Source organism: Micromonospora sp. NPDC047557, assembly GCF_043205095.1.
In the GTDB taxonomy this organism is placed as follows: domain Bacteria; phylum Actinomycetota; class Actinomycetes; order Mycobacteriales; family Micromonosporaceae; genus Micromonospora.
In genome coordinates this window covers 37,629-57,004 of the sequence record NZ_JBIDDK010000002.1, presented here as the reverse complement: position 1 = coordinate 57,004, position 19,376 = coordinate 37,629, and the positions used below count along the sequence as shown (strand labels likewise).

Below are 19,376 nucleotides of genomic sequence, written 5' to 3'. Positions count from 1 at the left end.
GGAACGCGGAGGACGCCCGCCCACTTGTGCGGGTAGCTACCGGATTGGTGCAAAGTCCGCGATTCCCTCCCCAGCCGGCGGCGCGGCGCCGGGAGGGCGACAGCTGAGCGACAGTCGGCCGAAACCTCCTCGCCCGCCGGGCGGCCCCTCGGCCGGCCGTCGGCCCGGCGCCTCCGCAGCCGGCGGGGCGACAGCGATGTCCCCGCACCACTGCGCCACGGGATGACGGTCCGATCGCGACGGTGGCCGGGGCGTCGGCGATGTCAGCGATAACATCGCTGCGGCCGCCACCCTCGCATGATCAGATCTATGACCCGCGCCGCAGCCGCCGCCGAGCCCATGAGCGCGCACTCCGGTCGCCGACGTGCACCTCGCTTGCCCGGCCCGGGAATCGTGTTATCGATAACATTCGACGTTTCGCGGTCGCCGCGCGCACGGTCTCGACCCAGCGCGTCTCGTGGGCACCCGCCGCTGCGGCGTCGCCGCCACGGGCCGGGGTGGGGACTCCGAAGCGTTCCCGCGGTGGTGATCGACTCCAGGTTGGCGATGTCGCGGTGTCCGGTCGGCGGGACACCGCGACATCGCCGAGCTGGGGTCGATCATGCGCCCCGGCCCGACCCCGAAGGGCCGGGCCGGGGCGAGCCGGGCGGGTCAGGCGGTCCGGCCGCGGTTGTAGAGCGCCTTGGCCCAGAGGAAGCAGGCCACCGTGATGACGGCGCACCAGGCGACCGCGAGGATCCCGTTGCTGCCGATTCCGGTGCCGAACAGGAGGCCCCGGAGGGTTTCCATGACCGGGGTGAAGGGTTGGTAGTCGGCGAAGAGGCGTACCGGCGTCGGCATGGAGTCGGTGGGGACGAACCCGCTGCCGAGAAACGGCAGGAGCACCAGCGGCATGGGCAGGTTGCTGGCCGTCTCGACGCTCTTCGTGACCAGGCCGAGGGCGACCGACAGCCAGGTGACCGCGAAAGTGATCATGGTGAGGACGCCGATCGCGGCGAGCCATTCGACGGCACTGGCGGTGGGACGGAACCCGACGAGCAGCGCCACGCCGGTGACGGCCGCGAGGCTGAACATCGTCTGGAGCACGCTGCCCACGACGTGGCCGGTGAGAACCGACGGCCGGAAGATCGCCATCGTACGGAAGCGGGCGATGATGCCCTCGGCCATGTCCATGGCGACCGAGATCGCGGTGCCCTGCGCCGCGCTGGCCACCGTGATGAGCAGGATGCCGGGGGTGACGTAGTTGGCGTAGTCGGCGCGGTCGCCGGAGGGTCCGAGGCCGGCGCCGAGCGTGCCGCCGAAGACGTAGACGAAGAGCAGCAGCAGGATGACCGGGATGCCGACGAGCATGAGGGTCAGCGACGGGTAGCGCCGCATGTGCAGGAGGTTGCGCCGCAGCATGGTGTTCGAGTCGCGCAGGGCGAGGTTGAGGGTGCTCATCGCGCGGAAGCCCTTTCGTGGCCGGACCGCCCGGCCCGGGTGTCGGGGTGGCTGTCGGGTTGGCCGGCTCGGCTGTCGGGTTGGCCGGTGAGGGCGAGGAAGACGTCGTCGAGGTCGGGGGTGTGCACCGCGAGGCCGGCCACGGTGATCGCGTCGCGGTCGAGGTGGTCGAGGACGGACCGCAACGAACCGACCCCGCCGTCGCTCGGCACCTGGAGGGTGAGCGCGGCGTCGTCGCGGGTGGCCGCCGCGAACGTACGGGCCGCCGAGTCGAGCCCCTCCTGGTTGGCGAACCGCAACACGACGTGGCCGCCCGGGATGAGCCGCTTGAGCTCGTGCGGGGTGCCCTCGGCTATCAGCCGGCCGTGGTCGAGGAACGCGACGCGGTCGGCGAGCTGATCGGCCTCCTCCAGGTACTGGGTCGTCAGCAGGATGGTGACGCCCTCGGCGGCCAGGGCCCGGATGATGTGCCACATGGCGCGGCGGCTGCGGGGGTCGAGGCCGGTCGTCGGCTCGTCGAGGAAGATGACGCGGGGGTCGCCGACCAGGGTCATCGCGAGGTCGAGCCGACGGCGCATGCCGCCGGAGTACGTCGCGGCCGGCTTGTCCGCCGCCTCCGTGAGGTCGAACTGCCCGAGCAGGTCGGCGATCCGTCGCCGACCCGTCGCCCGGTCCAGATGACACAGGTCGGCCATCAGGTTCAGGTTCTCCCGACCGGTGAGCAGGTTGTCCACTGCGGAGAACTGGCCGGTGACGCCGATCAGCTCACGAACCGCGTCGGGCTCACGGGTCACGTCGTGGCCGAGGACACGGGCGTGGCCGCCGTCCGCCCGGAGCAGGGTGGAGAGGATCTGCACGGTGGTGGTCTTGCCAGCGCCGTTCGGGCCGAGCAGCGCGAAGATCGTTCCCTCGGTGATCATCAGGTCGATGCCGTCGAGCACGACCTTGTCACCGTAGGACTTGCGCAGCTCCGTGGTGACGATCGCGGGTTTCCTGCTGCTGGTCATGGTCTCCTCATTTGTGGTGGGGGGTCGCGCCGGATCAGGCACGGCGGATCGTGATGTCGCCGTAGGAGGTGTTCGCGCGGATCTCGACCGTCTCGTCGGTCTCGGCCGGGCTGTCGGTCGACTCGAGCGCGTTGTGCACGCGCCCGTGTCGGGAGCTGACGTCGAGCCAGGCGGCGGTGCCGCGCCGGACCCCGACCTCGATCGCGCCGTACGAGGTGTGCGACTCGACCGATCCGCGTACGACCTCGCCCAGCCGGACGTTGCCGTACGCGGTCCGTGCCGCCACCGAGGCCATCGACGCGTCCACCGTGATGTCGCCGTACGCGGTGTTGATCCGGACGTCACCGCCGCCGCGGCCGATCCAGCAGTCACCGGACGAGTTCTTGATTTCCGCGGTGCCGTCGACCGCGCCGAGGCGCACCTTTCCGGAGGAGGCCTTCACCCGGGCGGAACCGGTGACCCGCTCCACCGCGACCTCGCCGTGGCTGCTGTCGATCTCCAGCGGCCCGGTCTCCTCGAGCCGGATCCCGCTGCCGGTCTTGATGCGACACTCGCCGAGCCGCCCCTCGCCGCGGAACGCCGCCCACGCCGCCTCGGCATGCAGGCGTGACCCGCTCGGCACCTCGATGAGGACGTCGACCGAGGGGCCGGAGCCGAAGCCGTATCGGCGCCAGCTCTTCGGCACCCTGATCCGCAGGAGCCCGGCGGCGTACTCGACGGTGGTCTGCTCCGCGGCGCTCACGTCGGCCTTGCTCGACGGGTCGCGGGGCCGCACCTGCACCACCGTGTCGGTGCGGTCGGTCGCGGCAATCCAGGCGTCCCCGACGGGCAGCTCGACCTGGACGGAAATCGGCTCTGGGGTATCGAAAACAGGCATGGTGGTCTCCCGAGAGGTGCGTGGCGAAGGCGAGCGGAATGAGAAGGGGCGCGGCGGTCAGCGCGCCCAGCCGGTGACGTGCTGGCCCGGCCGCGGCGGCTCCAGCCGGCGCGGTGGCTGGCGATCCGTGCCGCCGGCCGCGACGGCGGCGGCGACGGCTCGCACCAGCCAGGCGTTGACGGACAGCCCGGCCCGGCTGGCGGCACCGTCGACGCTGGCCTTGAGATGGTCGGGGAGGCGGAGGTTGATCCGGGACGTGCCGCCCTCGTCGCCCTCGGGCGGGAGCAGGGGCGCCGGCGCCGGGGGCGGTTCGCTTACCGCATCCGTGCTGTCCGCCGGCGGGTTCGCGGGCGTCACCACGAAATTGGGCTCGCGCCCGCGCAGCCGGACGTGCACCGACCCGGGGGCGAGATCGCGGGTGATCTCGTCGGCCGCGTCGGACAGCGCCTCGAGCAGCGTGAGGTGGGTCGCCGCCTCCAGTTGAGTGAAGAGTCGCTCGGCCAGCACCCGACCCTCCGGGTCGACGCCCTCGGCGGCCACAGCGAACTCGTTGCGCAGGTTCTCGACGTACGGCCTCAAGTCCATGGTGCCATCATGGCACTACTTTGGCTCGGGATGCAACAGCCATGGCTCAATGTGCTGCCATGACGTTCATCGTCGATCGCTGGTGCGCCGCTCCGGCCCCCCGAACGCGCGGCGGACCAGCCGGTTCGCGACCTCCTGCGTCAGTCCGGTGGCCACCAGCAGATCGCTGACGGTCGTCCGGACCTGCGCCACCACGACGGCACCGGAGAAACCGACCCCCTCCCGGTAGGCGTCACCGGCGGCGCACACCGCCCGCAATGCCTGCTCCCGCGCCTGGGTGGGTTCGTGACCCGCGGCGAACTGCCGCTTGAGCACGCGTACCGCCTCGGCGAGGTCGGCGACGGCCTCCGGCAGCGGCCTCGGGATCGGCTCGCCGTCGTCGATCACGCTCACCGCGCGGCGGATCAGCGTCCCGGCGTTGCGCATCGCCCGGTCGATCGGTCCCGCCGCCTGCGCGTACCGGCCCACCGGCCCGTGCCGCTCATGCCAGTGCACCGGCGAGAGGGTGCTGGCCTCCCGGGCGCCCTGGGTCGCCTCGACGAGCGCCCGCAGCTCGTCCTTGTTCTCCCGCAGCTGCGTCCGGGCGGCCAGCGCACGGGCGATGTCGCGGTCGGCCAGCGCGCCAGCGGTGGCGTCGAGCTGGGTGCTGAGCAGGTCCAACGCCGGGCGCGCGGCCCGGTTGAGCACCCGCAGCGGGCTCAACGGCAAAAGGACGGCGGTGACCAGCAGCGCCACCGCTCCCCCGACGAGAGCGTCCACGAAGCGGGGGATCTCCAGGTCCCGCACGGACGGACTCAACGTGGCGATGAGCACCGCCGTCGCCCCGGCCTGGATCACCACCGCCGCGCTGCCGGCGAGGAACAACGCGACGAGGATCGCCAGCACGACGATCAGGGCGAGTTGCCACCACCCGGTGCCGGTCACCGTGAGCAGCAGGTCGCCGACCAGCACCCCCACGGTGACACCGATGATCAACTCGACGGTGCGCCGCAGCCGTTGCCCGACCGACGCGGCAAGGGTCGAGACCGCGGAGATCGGCGCGAACACCGGCTGCGAGACGTGCAGCACCTCGCGCACCACCAGCCAGGACAGCGCCGCAGCCAGACCGGCCTGCAGGGCGAGGCCGCCGATGCCCCGTACCCGCCGCGCCCGCTCCCGCAGCGTGCCCCACAGGCGGGCGCGGAGCCGGGCGACGGTCGTCGGCGCAGCGGCGTGCGCTCCCTCGCCGGACCGCGCCGCGGCACCCCCGCCCGTAGCGGGCCGACCGGCAGCGACCATGGCGGCGGCTACCCCGCCGTACCCCGATCAATCCTGACCGCCGGGCGCGGCCACACGCGAGCGCGCCGCGCCCGGCGCCCGACGGCGGTCGCGCTCAGCGCGCGGAGAGCACCTTTTCGGCGTACGCCCAGAGCCGGTCCGCGGCGACCGGGTCGATCGCGTGGTCCGCCACCCCGCCGGTGGCGTCCGGGCCGCCGGGCACCACCTCCGCCTCCTGGTTGTCGACGAAGTACCGGCCGCCGATGCCGTCGAGCAGGGGTGACGCGGCGAGCAGAACGGTGGTCGACGCTCCCTGGGCGGGCGTCTTGTAGTAGTCCGGCACGACGAGGTTGCCCGACTCGTCCATCGCGCCGAGCGCGCGCATCATGTCGTCGTCGATGTGACGTTGCAGGTTGGTGTGGATGTACCCGGGGTTGAGGGCGTTGGCGGTGATCCCGTCCTTCGCCCACCGCCGGGTGATGCCGACCGCGAGCAGGACGTCCGCGGTCTTCGACTGCCCGTACGCCGACCACGGGTCGTACGGGCGCCGCTCGAACTGGGGGTCCTCGACGTCGAACGGAGCGCCCAGGTGCGCCCCGGAGCTGACCACCACGACCCGGGCCGGCCCGGCGGCCCGCAGGTTGTCGTGCAGACCGACGGCGAGCGCGAAGTGCCCCAGGTAGTTGGTCGCGAGCTGGAGTTCCCAGCCCTGCGCGGAGAGCTGCCGGGTCGGAAGCGCCATGATGCCGGCGTTGGCGACCAGCGCGTCGAGCGGGCCCCGCCAGGCCGCGACGAAGGCGTACACCGACGTCAGATCGGCGAGGTCGAGCGCGGCGGACCGGACGGCGCCCCGGGTGGCGTCGGTGGCGAACTCCGCGACGAGCGCGGCGGCCCGCTGCGGGTCACGGACCGCGACGGTGACCTCGGCGCCGGCGCCGGCCAGGGCGCGAACCGTCTCCACACCGAGGCCGGAGGCGCCGCCGGTGACGATCATCCGGCGCCCGCTGAGGTCCACGCCGTCGAGGATCGCGGCGGCGGTGGTACGGGCGGTGAACGACGTGGTGAGGCGTGGGTTCGCTGTCATGTCAGCCACACTATGAACCTGAACCTGGACTGCCTATAGTCTAGGATCCGCGATACTTTAGTGATCGTCCAGGACGGTGCGGATGGATCCCCTTGAGGACGTACTGGCGTTGCTCGGCGCGACGAGTCACGTCTCCGCCGGCCTGGTCGCCGGAGGGCGCTGGGCGGTCCGGTTCGACCCACCGGCCGGCGCGAAGTTCAACGCCGTCCGGCGCGGCCGCTGCTTCCTGCTCGTCGACGGCGAGCCCGAGCCGATCGGCCTCGCCGAGGGCGACTGCTACCTGCTGACCCGGCCGGTGGCCTACACGCTCTTCAGTGACCCCGACGCGCCGGTCCAGCCGGCGTACCCGATCTTCGCCGCCGCCGCCGACGGCGTGGCGCACGCGGGCGACGGCGACGACATGTTCCTCATCGGCGGCGCGTTCTCCCTGGGCGACCGGGGTCGCAGTCTCCTGCTGGACGGCCTTCCGCCGATCATCCACGTGCCCGCCGAGACCCCCGCGGCCGCCACCATCCGGTGGGCGCTCGACGAAATCGACAGCGAGCTGCGGCAGCCACAGCTCGGATCGCGACTCGTCGCCGAACACCTGGCGCTCGTCCTGCTGATCCAGGTGCTGCGACTGCACCTGGCCCGCGGTCCGCAGCACACGTCCGGCTGGCTGGCCGGGCTCGCCGACCCGGTGGTCGCCCCCGCGCTGCGGGCGATGCACGGGCGGCCCGCGCAGTCGTGGACGGTGGACGAGATCGCCCGCGCCGCGTCCGTCTCCCGCTCCACGCTCGCCGCCCGCTTCCGGCAGGTCGTCGGCGTGGGCCCGCTGGAGTACCTCACGCGATGGCGGATCGAACTCGCGGCGGACCGCATCCGCCGCGGCTCGGACACCGTCGCCACCATCGCCCTGGCCGTCGGGTACGGCTCGGAGAGCGCCCTCAGCGTGGCCTTCAAACGTGTCACCGGCGTCTCGCCACGGACCTACCGCAGGCAGGTGGCCAGGAGCGCCCGGACCGCATAGGGGTCGCCCGTACGGTGCGCGTGTCGCCGCGCGGTTGGGGGCGTCCGGGCGGGGTACACCCCGGTCTGCCACGCGGGTGGTGGGGCCACCCGCGGCTGGATCGCCGGCACCGGGCGGTCGGACGCCTCAGGGGGCGATGGCCGATGGATCAGCGCGGGTGAGCGGGCCCGACACCGGCGACATCGTGGAGCTGCGGGTGCACGGCGTCTCCGGCGCGAGCACCGAGCAGGTGCTCGGCCTGCAGCGGACGGTGCAGGTCGCCGGCGACCGCATGGGCGGCTTCGTCCGCGTCCGCCCCCACTGGTCGACGCCCGAGGCGCGGGGCGTGACGCTGGAGGCGTACCGCTGGGGCGACCTGCCCTCCGGGACCGTGGCCCGGACCCTGGCACGGGTGCTCCTGCTGCCGTTCCTGCTGGTCAACGTGGCGATCTGGATGCGTCCGGCGAACCCCCGCTCGGAGGCCACGGTCAAGTCCCTGTGCCGGGTGCTGGCGCTGACGCTCACCGCGCTGTACGTGCTCGCCATCGCCGGCGTCGCCCTCGACCTCGTCGCCTGGGACTGCCTGAACTCGCCCCGCTGCCTGGCCGGTCGCAGCTGGTTGTCCTGGTTCAGCGGCCAGCCGGTCGGGCGGCGGCTGGCGGTGTTCGCGCTGGTCCCGGCCGTCGCGATCGGCCTGGTCTGGCGGCTCAGCAACCGCCCCGGGAGGTCGTTCGAGGCGTTCCGCAGGCCCGACGAGGAATTCTCCGGGCATCGGCTCAGCACTGTCGGCACGTGGCACTCCGAACCGCTTGTCGGACGGCTCCGGTCCATACATGTCGCGGCCGCGTTCGGGACGCTGAGCCTCGTCCTGCTCGCCGCCCGCGCCGCGAGAGGCGCGTCGATCGCCACTGTCGCGTTGGCGGTGGCCACCGGCGTGCTCCTGGCGGCCTGCGTGGCGCTGCTCTGCACGCCACCGTTGATCGACCGGTCCCCCACCGACCGGCGGCTCGACGCGATCACCACCGCCCTCCGGACGACCGCGATCATCCTGACCGTCGTGGTCGTGGCCCATGTGCTGACCAGCTCCGCCAGGTGGCGCGAGGTGGATGCCCTGCCCGGCTACGACGCCACCCTGATCTGGCTGTTCTCCGCCCAGACGACCCTGCTGGCCGCTCTCGGTGTCATCCTGCTCTGGCGGCGCAGAGGCAGCCCACTGTTCGGGCTGGGAGCGCTGGTCATCGCGGCCACGGCGATCAGCGCAGCGGTGGCGTACTCCGCCGAACTCGTCTACCGGGTGGCGGACTACCTCGACCGCGACCTGCCGACCGGGGAGGGCATCGCGACCGGCCCGCCCCGGGCGTACACCTGGGCGACCTTCGGTTTTCTCCGCACCGCGGTGGTCACGGTGCTCGTCGCCGGCCTGGTCGTCATCGTCTCCCGCCCCCGCCGCCGCCGCGCGGCGGCGGCGATCATCGCGCGCGACTACCCGAACGCGCCGGCGGAGGCCCGGCCGCGGCTGCGCCAGGTCCGCGACGCGCTGGCCCGCGCCAGATTCACCGAACGCCTAGTGCTGCTGGCAGTGGTCTTCGGCTGTCTCGCCGGGATCGGCTCCGCCACCACCACCCTCGATCTGCTGGGGGTGTTTCCGGGCGACGTCGTCGAGCGGTACGCGCGGTTGCCGTCCGACGCGATCACCTTCAGCATCGCGTTCGCCAGCTGGGCGAAGGCAGCCGTCATCGTCGGCCTGGTCCTCGGCGGAATCTTCGCCTACCGCACCGAGGGGTTCCGGCGGCACGTCGGCGTCATCTGGGACCTCGGGACCTTCTGGCCCCGGGCCGCCCACCCGTTCGCGCCGCCCTGCTACGCCGAGCGGGCCGTGCCGGAGCTGACGCGGCGCATCACCTACCTGGTCGAGCGCGGCAACGCCGTGCTGCTCTCCGGGCACAGCCACGGCTCGGTCCTGCTCGCCGCGGCCGTACTCCAGTTGCCGCCCCGGATCGGCAGCCGAATCGCGCTGCTCACGTACGGGTCACCGCTGCGCCGGCTCTACGCGCGGCTCTTTCCCGCGTACCTCGACGACGCGGTGCTGCGCGAGATCGGCAGCCGGGTCGGCTGGCGGTGGGTGAACCTGTGGCGCGACACCGACCCGATCGGCGGGCGCGTCTTTCCCGACCGGGGGTCACAGGCGTCCGATGGTGACCCGGCCGCGGCGGTGGACCGCCGGGAGCGCGATCCCAGCGACGTGGTGACCCCGCCGGGCGACAGCGTTCCCCCACCGATCCAGGGGCACTGGCCGTCCGAATCCGACGAGCGATACGTCGACGCGGTACGGGAGTTGGCGCAACGCCTGCGAAGCGCGCCGCAGCCGCGCGGTTGACATCGCCGCCCATGATTGTGGTCGCTGCCCGGGAATCCTGATCGGCAGAGGCTGGAGGGCGATGTGGCTGCCGTGTCCCACCCGGTGTTCGCGCGGGTCTACGAAAGGCTCAGCGTCGCCATGGACCGCGCCGGCACCGCCGAGTTCCGCCGCGACCTGGTCGCCGGCCTGACCGGCCGGGTGCTCGAGGTCGGCGCCGGCAACGGGCGCATGTTCGCCCACTACCCGCGGACGGTGACCGAGGTCGTCGCGGTCGAGCCGGAACGACGGCTGCGTGCCGCCGCCGTCCGGGCGGCCCCGGCCGCACCGGTGCCGATCACGGTCGTCGACGGCCTGGCCGAGGCGTTGCCCGCCGCCGACGGCGAGTTCGACGCGGTCGTGGTCGCGTTGGTGCTGTGCACCGTGCCCGACCAGGCCGCCGCGCTCGCCGAGATCCACCGCGTGCTGCGCCCCGGCGGGCAGCTGCGCTTCTTCGAGCACGTCGCCGCCGAGGAGCCGGGTCGCCTCCGTCGGGTCCAGCGGTTCTCCGACGCCACGCTCTGGCCGAAACTGTTCGCCGGCTGCCACACCGGCCGCGACACCACGGCCGCCATCGAGGCGGCGGGGTTCGCCATCGACGAGCTGCGTCGCTTCCGGTTCCCGGCCGGCAGTTCCAGCCCCTCCTCGCCGTGCGTTCTGGGTCGCGCGATCCGGCGGGAACAGCAGGCGGCCTGAGCGCCGCTCACCGGGTCGGCAGGCCCTCCAGCCAGTCGTCCAGGGCCGCCGGGCTGGCGAACAGCAGCACCGGCGGCCCGGCCGGATCGGCCTGCCAGGCCCGCATCCGCCGCCGCGCACGGCCGAACGCGCCGACGTGCCAGAGCAGGATCGAGTCGCGGGACAGCACACTGCCGAGGGATTCGCGGTTTCCGTTGCAGATCACCTCGCCCGTCCCCAGGCGACGCAGCGTACGACGCAGCAACCGCCCAAACGAGCGCCACCGCGGGTAGTCCAGGGCCACCACCAGGTCGGCGCGCGCCAGCGGCACGTCCCGCCATCCGTGGTACGCGCCGTCGAGGATCCAGCTGTCCCGGCGGCAGATCTCCTCGATCCGGCTGCGCTGCTGGGCGACGGGCACCTCGACCCACCCCGGCAGCCACAGCAGGTCGTCCACCGGATACCAGGGCACTCCGAGGCGCTGCGCCAACCGAGCGGCGAGGGTGGACTTGCCCGCGCCGTACACCCCGTAGATCAGGATGCGACGCGGTGCGGTCATCGCGGCAGCGTACGCCGCAGCGTCGAGGGGGCCTCACCAGATGCTGCCGAGCCGGGCCCGCCGCGCGCCGGGCCCCGCCGATAATCGCTTGCCGCACGCGACGGGCGCCGCCAGAGTGGTGCCCATGACGTACTGACGGACACCACCTGAGCACCGCGCCGAGGCCGCTTCGCGCCGCCCGGTGCCGTACCGCCGTCCGTCCCCTTGCGATTCAGCGAGAAGTGAGCGTCGTTGTCTGAGCACCACTCCCCTCGGGAGTCTTCGTCCCCGTCCGCCCCGGCCACCGTTGCCGTGTTCGCGTCCCCCGCGAGTTGGATCGAGTCCGCCGCGCTCGACCAGTGTCGGCAGGTGGCCGCCCTCGACGGCATGGTCCACGTTGCCGGGATGCCGGACCTGCACCCGGGCAAGGGCGCCCCCATCGGCGCGGCCATGGCGTCGACAGTCCTGTACCCGTTCCTGGTGGGCTCGGACATCGGTTGCGGCATCGCGGTGTTCCCCATTCGACTCCGGCGCGTCGTACCCGAGCGGCTGGCTGCCCGGTTCCCCGACCTCGACCGCGCGCTCGACCCCGAGCGGGACGCCGACGATCCTGCCTGGACCGTCGTCGCGGGCGAGGTTCCCGCCGGCCACCGGGACGGTCTCGGTACGGTCGGCCGCGGTAACCACTTCGTCGAGCTGGCTCGCGTCGACACCGTCTTCGCACCCGAGCACGCGCACCGACTCGGGCTGGCCACCGGTGACCTCGTCCTCGTCGTGCACAGCGGCTCGCGGGGCCTGGGCGAGCGGATCCTGCGCACGCACACCGAGGCGCACGGGGCGGGCCCGGCTCCCGACCCGGCCGCATACCTGGCCCGGCACGACGAGGCGGTGCGCTGGGGCTCGCTCAACCGGCGGCTGCTGGCCGCCCGGGTCGCGTACGCCCTGGGGGCCGAACCGACCGAGCCGGTCGTCGACCAGTGCCACAACCTGGTCGAGGTGCGTGACGGCGTCTACCTGCACCGCAAGGGGGCGGCGCCCGGTGACGGCCGCGACGTGCTCGTCGCCGGTACGCGGGGTACCGCGTCGTACCTGGTGGCCGCCCACGCCGGGGCGGACGCCAACCACTCGGTGGCGCACGGCGCGGGCCGGAAGATGTCCCGCGCCGACGCGCTGCGCCGGGGCCGGGCCAAGCACACGGTCGAGGAGTTGCGGCGTACCCCGGTGGGTTCCCTGGTGGTGTGCGGTGACCGCCAGTTGCTCTTCGAGGAGGCGCCCACGGCGTACAAGCGGATCGAGCAGGTGATCGGCGATCTCGTCGGGCACCGGCTCGCCACGCCGGTGGCCACCACGATCCCCCTGGTCACCTACAAGACGCCGGATGTCGGGGCCGCGCCGCGGTCGGACCGGCGCGATCAGCGTCGCGGGCGGGGTCGGTCGTGAGCGCGCAGCTGCTGCTGTCCGCCGGCCGTGGGCCGCGCGAGTGCGCGTGGGCGCTGGCCCACCTGTTGCGCCGCCTGGAGGCTGACGCCACCCGGCAGGGCGTGACCGTCCAGCGGGTCCACGCGGTGCCCGGCGACCGTCCGGGAACCTACCGGTCGGTGCTGATCCGGCTGTCCGGCGCCGACGTCGAGGCGTTCGCCGCCTCCTGGACGGGGACGCTGTGCTGGCAGGCGCCCAGCCCCTACCGGAGGAGCGCCGGTCGAAAGAACTGGTACGTGACCGCGCAGCCGCCGCCGAGCGACGCGCCGACGACGACGTTCGCCGAGGCCGACGTCGACATCGTCGGGTGCCGCACCGGCGGCCCGGGCGGCCAGCACCGGAACAAGGCCAGCACGGCGGTACGCGCCACCCACCGCCCCTCGGGCCTGGTCGTGGTGGTGGACGACGAACGGCAGTTCAGTCTGAACCGGCGCATCGCCCTTGAGCTGCTGCGCCAGCGTGTCGAGCGCGGCGACGAGGCGGCCCGCCGCGCGGTCACGACCGCCCGTTGGCGCATCCACGACGACCTCGTGCGGGGCGACCCGACCCGCACCGAACGCCCGTAGCCCAGCGGGCTCAGACCTCCAGGACCGCGTCGGCGAAGGCCCGCGGCGCCTCCTGGGGCAGGTTGTGCCCGACGCCGCCGCCGACGGTCCGGTGCTCGTACCGGCCGGCGAACTGCTTGCCGTAGACACTCGGGTCCAGGTGGGGGGCACCGTTGGCGTCACCCTCCAGGGTGATGCTGGGCACCGAGATCTTCGGCTTGCCGGCCAGGCGCTTCTCCTCCTCGTCGTACTGCGGTTCGCCCTCGGCGAGGGCCAGCCGCCACCGATAGTTGTGGATCACGACGTCGACGTGGTCGGGGTTGTCGAACGCGGCGGCGCTGCGCTCGAAGGTCGCGTCGTCGAACGTCCACTGCGGCGATGCGGTCTGCCAGATCAGCCGGGCGAAGTCGCGGCGGTTGCGGTCGTACCCTTGCCGGCCGCGCTCGGTGGCGAAGTAGTACTGGTACCACCAGGCGAGCTCGGCCTTCGGCGGAAGCGGCGTCTTGCCCGACTCCTGGCCGTCGATCAGGTAGCCGCTGACCGACACCAGACCGGAACAGCGCTCCGGCCACAACGCGGCCACGACATCGGCCGTACGCGCGCCCCAGTCGAACCCGGCCAGCTTCGCGCTGTCGATGCCCAGGGCGTCCATGAGGGCGATGAGGTCGAGCCCCATGGCGGCCGGCTCGCCGTTGCGGACGGCGTCGTCGGATCGGAACCGCGTCGTGCCGTAACCCCGCAGGTACGGCACGACGACCCGGTGGCCGGCGTCGGTGAGCAGCGGTACGACGTCGACGAAGCTGTGGATGTCGTACGGCCAGCCGTGCAGCAGGATCACGGGAGCGCCGTCGGCCGGGCCGGCGTCCACGTATCCGACGTTCAGGACCCCGGCGTCGACCTGTCGCACGTCATCGAACAGTGCCATGGAACCGGTCCCCTTCCTCGGCTGAATCCCGCTGTCGACACGCGGCTCCGGACCACCGGCCCAGCCCCGAAATCGTAGGAACCCACGAGCCGTCCGACAGCGAGTTGCGCAAGAACAGCAGGGCCGGTGAACGGCTCGCTAGAATGCGTCCGCGAACAGGACACTTCCCGTGTGGTCGCCACGCTGGTCGTAGGGTGATGACATGGCTGAGCGATCCCTGACCCTGATGGCGGTGCACGCGCACCCCGACGACGAGGCGACGAGCACCGGCGGCGTCCTCGCCCGATACGCGGCCGAAGGTGTCACCACGGTCCTCGTGACCTGTACCGACGGGCGATGCGGCGACGGCCCCGGCGGGGTGAAGCCCGGTGAGCCCGGCCACGACCCGGACGCCGTCGTGGCGATGCGTCAGGCCGAGCTGGAGGACAGCTGCGCGACGTTGAAGGTCACCCACCTGGAGACGCTCGGCTACGCCGACTCCGGGATGATGGGTTGGTCGACGAACGACCAGCCCGGCTCCTTCTGGACGACGCCGGTGGCCGAGGCCGCGGACCGGCTCGCCGACCTGATCCGCCGCTACCAGCCGGACGTCATCGTGACCTACGACGAGAACGGCTTCTACGGCCACCCGGACCACATCCAGGCGCATCGCATCACCATGGCCGCCGTCGCGCAGACCGACATCCCCGCGAAGGTCTACTGGACCACCGTGCCGCGGACGGCGTTCGCGGAGTTCGGCCGGATCATGAAGGAACTCGGCGTCGAGTGGGCCGATCCGGACCCGTCGTCCGACCAGCCTGAGCTGGGGCTGCCCGACGACGAGATCACCACCTGGGTCGACACCCGGAGCTACGGCGCGCAGAAGTTCGAGGCCCTGGCCGCGCACGCCAGCCAGACCGAGAACATCTTCTTCCTCCAACTGGGCCAGGAGCGGTTCACCGAGCTGATGGGCACCGAGACCTTCGTCCGGGTGCGGGACACCACCGACGCGCCGGTGCCCGAGGACGACCTCTTCGCCGGCCTGCGCTGACGCGTACCCACACCCGGCGGCGGGCCCGTTACCGTTGCCGGGTGCGGGTGGTGGTGGCGGAAGACCTCATGTTGTTGCGGGACGGGTTGATCCGGCTGTTGGAGGCCCACGGCTTCGAGGTGGTCGCCGCCGTGGGCACCGGGCCGGATCTGCTGACCGAGCTCGTCACGCGACGCCCCGACGTGGCCGTGGTCGACGTGCGGCTGCCGCCGTCGTACACCGATGAGGGTCTGCGGGCCGCGCTCGCGGCGCGGGCCGAGGTGCCGGGACTGCCGGTGCTGGTGCTCTCGCAGTACGTGGAGCGACTGTACGCGCGGGAACTGCTCGCCGACGGCCACGGCGGGATCGGCTACCTGCTCAAGGACCGGGTGTCCGACCTCGGCGAGTTCGTCGCCGCGGTCCGCCGGGTCGCCGCGGGCGGCACCGCGCTCGACCCCACCGTGGTCGCGAAGCTGCTCGACAGCCGGACACGGGTGCTGCCCCTGGACCGGTTGACGCCCCGCGAACGGGAGGTGCTCGGGCAGATGGCGCAGGGCCGGTCCAACGCCGCCATCGGCGCCGCCCTGTTCATCACGGAGAAGGCGGTCGCCAAGCACACCAACAGCATCTTCGCCAAGCTCGGGCTGCAGTCCTCCGAGGACGACAACCGGCGCGTCCTCGCCGTCCTCGCCTACCTCGACGCATAGGGGTACTGGTACCACCACGGGAGGGGTTCCAGGCTCCTCGAAACGCGTCGCGCCAGCGGCGAGCCTGAGACCATGACCGCAACCGTCAGCACGACAGTCCTCCAACCGGGCCCCGTCCCCCGCGCCGACCGCGCCCTCGCCCCCGACCTCGCCCGCGGCGCCATGCTGCTGTTCATCGCGCTCGCGAACGCCGCGAACGCCGCGTTCGCCGGCCAGCCCGGCCTGGACGGCACGCCGCACGGCGCGCAGCGCGTCGTCAACGCCGTCCTGGCGACGTTCGTCGACAGCCGCGCCTACCCGGTCTTCGCCGTCATGTTCGGGTACGGCCTCGTGCAGATCGCCCGACGACAGGGCGAGGGCGCACGGCGGATCCTGCTGCGGCGCAACGCCGCCCTGATCGTCTTCGGCCTGTGCCACGCGACGCTGCTGTACTTCGGGGACTTCCTCGGCGCGTACGGCATCGTCGGTATCGCCGCCACCCTGCTGTTGCTGCGCCGCGGCGACCGGTTCCACCGCGTCGTGCTGTGGCTCTGGGGCATCCAGACCGCGTACGCCGGGGTCCTGGCGGTGACCGCGCTCGTCGGCGCGCGCGGCGGCAACGCCGTCCTGACCAACACGCCGAACCCGTCGCTCGCCGCCTCGTCGTACGGCCAGTCCATCCTCGACCGCCTCGCCGAGTGGCCGGTCCACACCGCCACCGTGCTCCCGTTCATCGTCATCGTGTGGTTGGGCATCTGGGCGGCCCGGCACCGCATCCTGGAGAACCCCGCCGCGCACCGCGTGCTGCTGCGCCGCGTCGCCGTCGGCTGCCTCGGCATCTCCGTCGTCGGCGCGCTCCCGTACGCGCTCATCGCCGCTGGTGCCGTGCACGTCGACGCCGCTACGGTCGAGACCATGGCACTCGTTCACGCCGTGAGCGGCGAGTACGGAGGGCCCGGCTACGTGGCGTTGTTCGGCCTGCTGGCACTGCGACTCGACAGTGCCCGCCGCGGCCGAGCCCTGCTCGCACCGGTGGTCGCGCTCGGGCAACGGTCGCTGAGCGGGTACCTGTTGCAGTCCGCGGTGTGGCTGGCCCTGTTCGCGCCGTGGGCGCTGCACCTGGAGGGCACGTACGCGGCCGCCAGCGTGGCGGTCGTCACCTGGCTGGTCTCGCTGGCCGCCGCCTGGGCGCTGAGCGTCACTGGTCACCGGGGGCCGGCGGAGACGCTGCTGCGACGCATCACCTACCGCACCACCCGCCGATGACCGCCACCATCCGCAGGACCGTGGCCGGGGCGCTCTGCGTCGCGGCCACGGTCGCCTGGCTGGTCACCGGCCGTGGCGTGTTCTGGCCCCGGTGGGTGTACTTCGCGGTCGGCATCGTCCTGCTCGGCCGGCTGCTGCTGCGGCGGGCACTGCGGGTGCCACCGGGCCGGCGACTCTGGCTGGCCCTCGACGCCGCCGCCTGCGCCCTGATCGGGTGCGCCGACCTCAGCGTCTGGGTGCTCACCGGCGGCGGCTACTTCTGGCCGGCCTGGACGCTGCTCGGCCTGGCGACGATCGTGGGGCTGCACGCCTGGGTGGTCAGTCGCCCTCCCGGGGCCCGCGAGCGGGAGCTCACCGAGCGGATCGCCACGCTGACCCGTTCCCGCCGCAGCGCCGTGGACCAGCAGGCGGCCGAGCTGAAACGGATCGAGCGCGACCTGCACGACGGGGCCCAGGCCCGTCTCGTGTCCCTGGCGCTGACCCTCGGCCTGGCCGGGGACCTGCTGCGCCGCGACGTCGACGGTGCCGCGCAGCTGCTGGCGGAGGCCCGCGCCACGGCGACCGCCGCCCTCGACGACATTCGCACCGTCACCCAGAGCATCCACCCGGCGGTCCTCGCGGACCGCGGCCTCGGTGACGCCGTCCGCGCCCTGGCGCTCGACCTCGCCGTGCCCGTCACCGTCACCGGCGAACCGCCCGCGCAGCTCCCACCGGCGGTGCAGACCGCGGCGTACTTCGCGGTGGCCGAAGCCCTGGCCAACGTGGCGAAGCACAGCGCCGCCGCGGAAGCGTGCGTGACCTTCGACCGGGCCGGCGACCTGCTACGGATCCACGTCGACGACAACGGTTCCGGTGGCGCCGATCCGGGCCGCGGCACCGGCCTGCGCGGCATCATGGGTCGCCTCGACGCCATCGACGCCCGCCTCTCGGTCGACAGCCCGGCCGGCGGCCCGACCCGGGTCACCGTCACGATCCCGATCGAGCCGGCATGAAGGTGCGCAGGCACCGCGGCGGTACGCCTCAGGACGTCGCGGCCGACTGCCCGCTGCGGCTGTCCGGCCGTACGCCCTGGTCGGGGCGACAGGTCAGCACCCGGGGGCCGGTCTCGGTGACCGCGACGGTGTGCTCGGAGTGGGCCGAGCGCGAGCCGTCCGCGGACCGGATCGTCCAGCCGTCCTGGTCAAATTTGATCTTGCCGGTGCTGCGGCAGAACCATGGCTCGATCGCGAGCGTCAGGCCGGGCTTGAGCTTCATGCCCCGCCCGGGTCGGCCGTTGTTGGGCACGTGCGGGGCCTCGTGCATGGTGCGGCCGATGCCGTGCCCGCCGAACTCGTCGTTGACCTGGTAGCCGTAGCGGTGGGCGACTTCGCCGATAGCGGCGGAGATGTCGCCGAGCTGGTTGCCCGGCCGCGCGGCCTCGATGCCGGCCGCAAGCGCGACCTCGGTGGCCTCGATCAGCTTCAGATCCGCCGGGTCGGGGGTGCCGACGACGACGGACAGCGCGGAGTCGGCGGCCCAGCCGTCGATCCCGACCGCCATGTCGATGCTCAGCAGGTCACCGTCGCGCAGGACGTAGTCGTGTGGCAGACCGTGCAGCACGGCGTCGTTGACGGAGAGGCACAGGACGTTGCGGAACGGGCCGCGACCGAACGACGGCGTGTAGTCCCAGTAGCAGGACTCGGCGCCCCGCTCCCTGATTCGGCGGCGGGCGTGGTGCTCCAGGTCCAGCAGGTTGACCCCTGCGGCGGCCACCGCACGCAGCTCGGCCAGCAGCTCGCCGACGAACTGGCCGGTCACGGCCATTCGATCGACTTCCGCGGCGGTTTTCAGCTCGATCACGATCAACCCTTCCGTCTCCGGTGCGGTATATTTATACCACGCTGACCCGAGGGGTCGGCGGGTCAACATTGCCGGTCCGTGCGGGCACATCTATCCTGCTCACATGGTCCGCCCACCCCTCACACCGGAACAGATCGCCGCGGGGCAACGCCTCGGGGCGGCGCTTCGGGTCGCACGGGGCAGCCGCAGTCTCGTCGAGGTGGCCCTGGCGGCCGGCATCTCACCGGAGACGCTGCGCAAGATCGAGGTGGGCCGGCTCCCGGCACCCGCGTTCGGCACCGTGGTGTGCCTCAGCGAGGTTCTCGGCGTCGCGCTCAGCGACCTGGCCGAGGTGTGGCTGGCCGATCTGCGGCTCCGTGCGGCGTCCTGAGCCCTCGGTCGACGACCGCTGGGTAGCCTTTAGCCCATGATCTTCATTACCGCGAAGTTCCGGGTGCTGCCCGAGCATGCCGACCAGTGGCCGCAGATCGCCGCCGCGTTCACCGAGGCGACCCGCGCCGAGCCGGGCTGCCTGTGGTTCGACTGGTCCCGCAGCCTGGACGACCCGACCGAGTACGTCCTGGTCGAGGCCTTCCGCGACGGCGAGGCAGGCGCGGCACACGTCCAGTCGGCCCACTTCCGCGCCGCGCAGGAGACGCTGCCGCCGCACCTGGCCGAGACGCCGCGCATCGTCAACGCCACGGTCCCACAGCAGGACTGGTCGCTGCTCGGCGAGATGGCCGTACCCGAGGCCCGCTGACCGCCGGCCGACGTCGGCGGTGCCACTTTCCGCCGGTCCGCT

20 protein-coding genes are annotated in these 19,376 nt (G+C 72.8%); 11 read left to right on the top strand and 9 right to left on the bottom strand.

The window, feature by feature from the left end; translation table 11 throughout:
* Window positions 1-651: 651 nt before the first annotated feature.
* The 6 genes from ACGGAQ_RS08090 to ACGGAQ_RS08065 form a co-directional block, all read right to left on the bottom strand.
* A complete protein-coding gene (locus ACGGAQ_RS08090) occupies window positions 652-1,440 on the bottom strand; it encodes an ABC transporter permease (protein ID WP_393045821.1) in 789 nt (262 codons plus the stop codon).
* Window positions 1,437-2,447, bottom strand: a complete 1,011-nt coding sequence (locus ACGGAQ_RS08085) for an ATP-binding cassette domain-containing protein (protein WP_393045819.1) — start codon at window positions 2,445-2,447, stop codon at window positions 1,437-1,439. Before ACGGAQ_RS08085 ends, ACGGAQ_RS08090 begins: the two co-directional genes overlap by 4 nt.
* Before the next feature lie 34 nt (window positions 2,448-2,481).
* A complete protein-coding gene (locus tag ACGGAQ_RS08080) occupies window positions 2,482-3,324 on the bottom strand; it encodes a DUF4097 domain-containing protein (RefSeq protein WP_393045817.1) in 843 nt (280 codons plus the stop codon).
* 57 nt (window positions 3,325-3,381) lie between these two features.
* The gene (locus ACGGAQ_RS08075) at window positions 3,382-3,909 is read right to left on the bottom strand and encodes a hypothetical protein (RefSeq protein ID WP_354861050.1); all 528 of its coding nucleotides are present in this window, start codon (window positions 3,907-3,909) and stop codon (window positions 3,382-3,384) included.
* A 66-nt stretch (window positions 3,910-3,975) separates the two neighbouring features.
* Window positions 3,976-5,187: an aromatic acid exporter family protein gene (locus ACGGAQ_RS08070; RefSeq protein ID WP_393045814.1), complete on the bottom strand. Its 1,212-nt coding sequence runs from the start codon at window positions 5,185-5,187 to the stop codon at window positions 3,976-3,978.
* Window positions 5,188-5,281: 94 nt separating this feature from the next.
* Window positions 5,282-6,250 carry an SDR family NAD(P)-dependent oxidoreductase gene (locus ACGGAQ_RS08065; RefSeq protein WP_393045812.1) on the bottom strand — a complete coding sequence of 323 codons (969 nt, stop codon included), beginning with the start codon at window positions 6,248-6,250 and terminating at the stop codon, window positions 5,282-5,284.
* Window positions 6,251-6,332: 82 nt separating this feature from the next.
* Here ACGGAQ_RS08065 and ACGGAQ_RS08060 point away from each other — a divergent pair, with 82 nt between their 5' ends.
* The 3 genes from ACGGAQ_RS08060 (at window position 6,333) to ACGGAQ_RS08050 (ending at window position 10,329) form a co-directional block, all read left to right on the top strand.
* Window positions 6,333-7,259 (top strand): AraC family transcriptional regulator, encoded by a 927-nt coding sequence (locus ACGGAQ_RS08060; protein WP_393045810.1) that lies wholly within the window; start codon window positions 6,333-6,335, stop codon window positions 7,257-7,259.
* A gap of 157 nt (window positions 7,260-7,416) precedes the next feature.
* Complete coding sequence (locus ACGGAQ_RS08055) at window positions 7,417-9,615, top strand: hypothetical protein (protein WP_393045808.1); 2,199 nt, start codon at window positions 7,417-7,419, stop codon at window positions 9,613-9,615.
* A 63-nt stretch (window positions 9,616-9,678) separates the two neighbouring features.
* Window positions 9,679-10,329 carry a class I SAM-dependent methyltransferase gene (locus tag ACGGAQ_RS08050; protein WP_393045806.1) on the top strand — a complete coding sequence of 217 codons (651 nt, stop codon included), beginning with the start codon at window positions 9,679-9,681 and terminating at the stop codon, window positions 10,327-10,329.
* Between the two features lie 7 nt (window positions 10,330-10,336).
* Here the strand turns inward: ACGGAQ_RS08050 and ACGGAQ_RS08045 are convergent, their stop codons facing one another.
* Window positions 10,337-10,867 carry an adenylate kinase gene (locus ACGGAQ_RS08045; RefSeq protein ID WP_393045804.1) on the bottom strand — a complete coding sequence of 177 codons (531 nt, stop codon included), beginning with the start codon at window positions 10,865-10,867 and terminating at the stop codon, window positions 10,337-10,339.
* Between the two features lie 231 nt (window positions 10,868-11,098).
* Here ACGGAQ_RS08045 and ACGGAQ_RS08040 point away from each other — a divergent pair, with 231 nt between their 5' ends.
* Together ACGGAQ_RS08040 and prfH are read left to right on the top strand one after the other, a co-directional pair.
* The gene (locus ACGGAQ_RS08040) at window positions 11,099-12,286 is read left to right on the top strand and encodes an RNA ligase RtcB family protein (RefSeq protein ID WP_393045802.1); all 1,188 of its coding nucleotides are present in this window, start codon (window positions 11,099-11,101) and stop codon (window positions 12,284-12,286) included.
* A complete protein-coding gene (gene prfH, locus ACGGAQ_RS08035; protein WP_393045800.1) occupies window positions 12,283-12,891 on the top strand; it encodes a peptide chain release factor H in 609 nt (202 codons plus the stop codon). The genes ACGGAQ_RS08040 and prfH overlap by 4 nt, the downstream gene beginning before the upstream one ends.
* A gap of 10 nt (window positions 12,892-12,901) precedes the next feature.
* Here prfH and ACGGAQ_RS08030 read toward each other — a convergent pair whose 3' ends face one another.
* Window positions 12,902-13,795 carry an alpha/beta fold hydrolase gene (locus ACGGAQ_RS08030; protein ID WP_393045798.1) on the bottom strand — a complete coding sequence of 298 codons (894 nt, stop codon included), beginning with the start codon at window positions 13,793-13,795 and terminating at the stop codon, window positions 12,902-12,904.
* A 202-nt stretch (window positions 13,796-13,997) separates the two neighbouring features.
* On the opposite strand from ACGGAQ_RS08030, the gene ACGGAQ_RS08025 reads away from it, so the two are divergent.
* The 4 genes from ACGGAQ_RS08025 to ACGGAQ_RS08010 all read left to right on the top strand — a co-directional run bounded on the left by ACGGAQ_RS08025 (window position 13,998) and on the right by ACGGAQ_RS08010 (window position 17,748).
* A complete protein-coding gene (locus tag ACGGAQ_RS08025) occupies window positions 13,998-14,825 on the top strand; it encodes a PIG-L family deacetylase (RefSeq protein ID WP_393045796.1) in 828 nt (275 codons plus the stop codon).
* 41 nt (window positions 14,826-14,866) lie between these two features.
* Window positions 14,867-15,511, top strand: a complete 645-nt coding sequence (locus ACGGAQ_RS08020; RefSeq protein WP_393045793.1) for a LuxR C-terminal-related transcriptional regulator — start codon at window positions 14,867-14,869, stop codon at window positions 15,509-15,511.
* Between the two features lie 72 nt (window positions 15,512-15,583).
* The gene (locus ACGGAQ_RS08015) at window positions 15,584-16,756 is read left to right on the top strand and encodes a DUF418 domain-containing protein (protein WP_393045791.1); all 1,173 of its coding nucleotides are present in this window, start codon (window positions 15,584-15,586) and stop codon (window positions 16,754-16,756) included.
* Window positions 16,753-17,748 (top strand): sensor histidine kinase, encoded by a 996-nt coding sequence (locus ACGGAQ_RS08010; protein ID WP_393045789.1) that lies wholly within the window; start codon window positions 16,753-16,755, stop codon window positions 17,746-17,748. The genes ACGGAQ_RS08015 and ACGGAQ_RS08010 overlap by 4 nt, the downstream gene beginning before the upstream one ends.
* A 28-nt stretch (window positions 17,749-17,776) precedes the next feature.
* Here the strand turns inward: ACGGAQ_RS08010 and map are convergent, their stop codons facing one another.
* Complete coding sequence (gene map / locus ACGGAQ_RS08005; protein WP_393045787.1) at window positions 17,777-18,595, bottom strand: type I methionyl aminopeptidase; 819 nt, start codon at window positions 18,593-18,595, stop codon at window positions 17,777-17,779.
* A 103-nt stretch (window positions 18,596-18,698) separates the two neighbouring features.
* Here map and ACGGAQ_RS08000 point away from each other — a divergent pair, with 103 nt between their 5' ends.
* Both ACGGAQ_RS08000 and ACGGAQ_RS07995 read left to right on the top strand, forming a co-directional pair.
* Window positions 18,699-18,965 carry a helix-turn-helix domain-containing protein gene (locus ACGGAQ_RS08000; protein ID WP_393045785.1) on the top strand — a complete coding sequence of 89 codons (267 nt, stop codon included), beginning with the start codon at window positions 18,699-18,701 and terminating at the stop codon, window positions 18,963-18,965.
* A 36-nt stretch (window positions 18,966-19,001) separates the two neighbouring features.
* Window positions 19,002-19,334 (top strand): putative quinol monooxygenase, encoded by a 333-nt coding sequence (locus tag ACGGAQ_RS07995; protein WP_393045783.1) that lies wholly within the window; start codon window positions 19,002-19,004, stop codon window positions 19,332-19,334.
* The last annotated feature ends 42 nt before the right edge of the window (window positions 19,335-19,376 follow it).